Raw genomic sequence first — 2,177 nt, forward strand, 5'->3', positions numbered from 1 at the left:
AACCTCCCACAGAAAGTCTATTAGATAAAGAAGGAGTTACTTCTTTATCTAATAGACTTTCTGTGGGAGGTTGCTGACATAGCATCCTCCCCGAACTCTTTTAAGGATGCCAATCGCATAACCGCCCTGTATATAACAAAAAAGCACGATCCATCAGCTTGTAAGTGCTGTGGATCGTGCTTTTTTATATGGATTGTCACTCGACTGCGCTAGGAACGCAACGTTTTTTTAGCTTGTTCAAGCCGTTGTACCTCTTCACCAAGCATGTCCTCTGCAACTTCTACTGAGTCGTCACCAAGGCTATCCTTTGCCTGCTGTATGGCATGCTCCGCATGAGTGCGAGATTGCTCAGCCTGCTCAATCAGTTGCTCAGCCGGATGTGACAATGCCTGAGAGACGGCATTGTGAAGCCTGTCCACCGAGTTTTGTGTTTGAGCCTCAACACTGTGATTGTCGAGATTAGAATCATATTGGGCCATGAGTCACTCCTCCTTCTGGGCAGTGGTCTACATCCATTAGCATGGATCAGAAGAAGGGGAACTATTCAAAAATTGCGAATGCTGCGTACTGGAACTATTTGATAAAGCGCGCAGCCTTTTCCAATACTTCATCCTCTGTGGCCGCACTCACATAACGTCCGTTCACATATACAAACGCTCGTTTCCCACAAGGACCGCAATACGATTTGCAGCCGATTTTGATCTCGGCATCTGGTGCCATCTTTTGCAACTTGGGCAAGATCGTTTTCAAGCGGATATGATTGCATTCATCACATACGCGAATATCATTGGCCATCTGTCATCCCTCCGAGCTCCGGCTTAGTGGTCGCCGTGATTACCTTGGGAAGGGTTAGTAATGACAAATCCTTCTTCGGGGAAGTACAAGTAATCAATTTTCACACCATCCAGCAGCGGCTGGCCGTTTTCCAAAATTACATCAATGCCTTTATCTGTAGATACGACAGTATCTGTTTCTTTAGGCGTGTCCAAATCCAGCCCGTAATGAGCATGATCTCCATGAGCATGAGTAATAACAACGCGCAGGCTCTTCCCTTGGTTCTCTTCCTTATCCAGTTCAAGTTTCAATACTTTAGCTGCGTTACGAGTAATTTTGCAGTTCATCAAACTTCATCTCCTTCATATTCATTAAATGAAATGTGGTTCATTGGATACCTATCCACACCACACAACCTAGCGGGTAAAATCAACAACTCAAATAATTAGCCTCTATCCCAGAGGGAAAGAGGTACTATGGCAGCATAGCTGCGTCTGAAACATCATCATGAGCCAATAGATCACAATTATATTCAGCATAGCAAAAGGCAATATTCCTATTGTAAAGAAAATCGTGAAAAATCGCAATCACGAAATTCATAAGCTTATCTACCGAACACGTACATGCTGCTTTTCAAGCACATCTGGATATTTTCGTTCGGCACGGGTGACAAACCAATTCATAAGCAATAGCGTCACACCAATATCGTCGATGGGCATAAATGGCATGACATCAGGTAATACCCAATAGAGCAATACAGGCACCGCAAAGAGTAACTTTTCTCCCAGCGGAATCCTTGATGAAGTAATAAATCGGGGCATACGACGAAATACATGTGACCATTGACGGAGAGATAGTAATCTTTTCCACTTCATAGTTGTTCACTCCATTTCCAATGCTCCTAAGTATATATACCCCATTGAAGGGACATGTAAAGAAGAACACTTATAAAAAACGTGTTCCTCCTAATACGTGCAAATGATTCGATACGTTTCAGTAGGCCGAATTTTTCACCATGACAGCACTGTTGCCATTAACATGCCCACTTCTGCTGCAATATCATCGTAATCACGCATGGGCAGCGGATTTACACCTAGACCGACTTCAACGGTAAACCCTGGTTTACCAAATCGCTGTATAAACCAATCCTTGTACCCTGCATCGCTCCCACCCAGCTTTACCGCCCGGTACCCTGTTGCGGCAGCTAGCCGCAAGGCCCAATCTCGGCTCTCCTTAGGCTCTAGATCCCGATAATTCCAATAGATCTCCTGTCCCTGACTGTGTATGGATAACACCATGTCGAACTGTTCGCGCTCCGTCAGATCGGCAAGCGCCTTGGACTCTGGTTCAGACAAAGGTGCAGGTCCTGCATAGTCTCGTCGAGACGGACCTATTTTACCGCG

Annotated in this window: 5 protein-coding genes; all 5 read right to left on the reverse strand. The window is 45.2% G+C overall.

The annotated features are described in order from the left end of the window. Window positions 1-209: 209 nt before the first annotated feature. Window positions 210-479 carry a hypothetical protein gene (locus GRP75_RS24995; RefSeq protein ID WP_023987992.1) on the reverse strand — a complete coding sequence of 90 codons (270 nt, stop codon included), beginning with the start codon at window positions 477-479 and terminating at the stop codon, window positions 210-212. Between the two features lie 94 nt (window positions 480-573). Next, window positions 574-795 (reverse strand): YuzB family protein, encoded by a 222-nt coding sequence (locus GRP75_RS25000; protein ID WP_007429791.1) that lies wholly within the window; start codon window positions 793-795, stop codon window positions 574-576. Between the two features lie 23 nt (window positions 796-818). Beyond that, a complete protein-coding gene (locus tag GRP75_RS25005) occupies window positions 819-1,121 on the reverse strand; it encodes an iron-sulfur cluster assembly accessory protein (RefSeq protein ID WP_013309686.1) in 303 nt (100 codons plus the stop codon). A 261-nt stretch (window positions 1,122-1,382) separates the two neighbouring features. Next, complete coding sequence (locus GRP75_RS25010) at window positions 1,383-1,649, reverse strand: hypothetical protein (protein ID WP_023987991.1); 267 nt, start codon at window positions 1,647-1,649, stop codon at window positions 1,383-1,385. Window positions 1,650-1,784: 135 nt separating this feature from the next. After that, a partial coding sequence (locus tag GRP75_RS25015; protein ID WP_272917235.1) for a M14 family zinc carboxypeptidase occupies window positions 1,785-2,177 on the reverse strand: 393 nt, incomplete at its 5' end.

It is taken from the genome of Paenibacillus sp. OT2-17 (assembly GCF_009827695.1).
In the GTDB taxonomy this organism is placed as follows: Bacteria; Bacillota; Bacilli; order Paenibacillales; family Paenibacillaceae; genus Paenibacillus; species Paenibacillus polymyxa_B.

Coding starts and splice junctions, on each gene's coding strand:
- GRP75_RS24995 (WP_023987992.1), bottom strand. CDS start 479: ATGGCCCAATATGATTCTAATCTCGACAATCACAGTGTTGAGGCTCAA.
- GRP75_RS25000 (WP_007429791.1), bottom strand. CDS start 795: ATGGCCAATGATATTCGCGTATGTGATGAATGCAATCATATCCGCTTG.
- GRP75_RS25005 (WP_013309686.1), bottom strand. CDS start 1,121: ATGAACTGCAAAATTACTCGTAACGCAGCTAAAGTATTGAAACTTGAA.
- GRP75_RS25010 (WP_023987991.1), bottom strand. CDS start 1,649: ATGAAGTGGAAAAGATTACTATCTCTCCGTCAATGGTCACATGTATTT.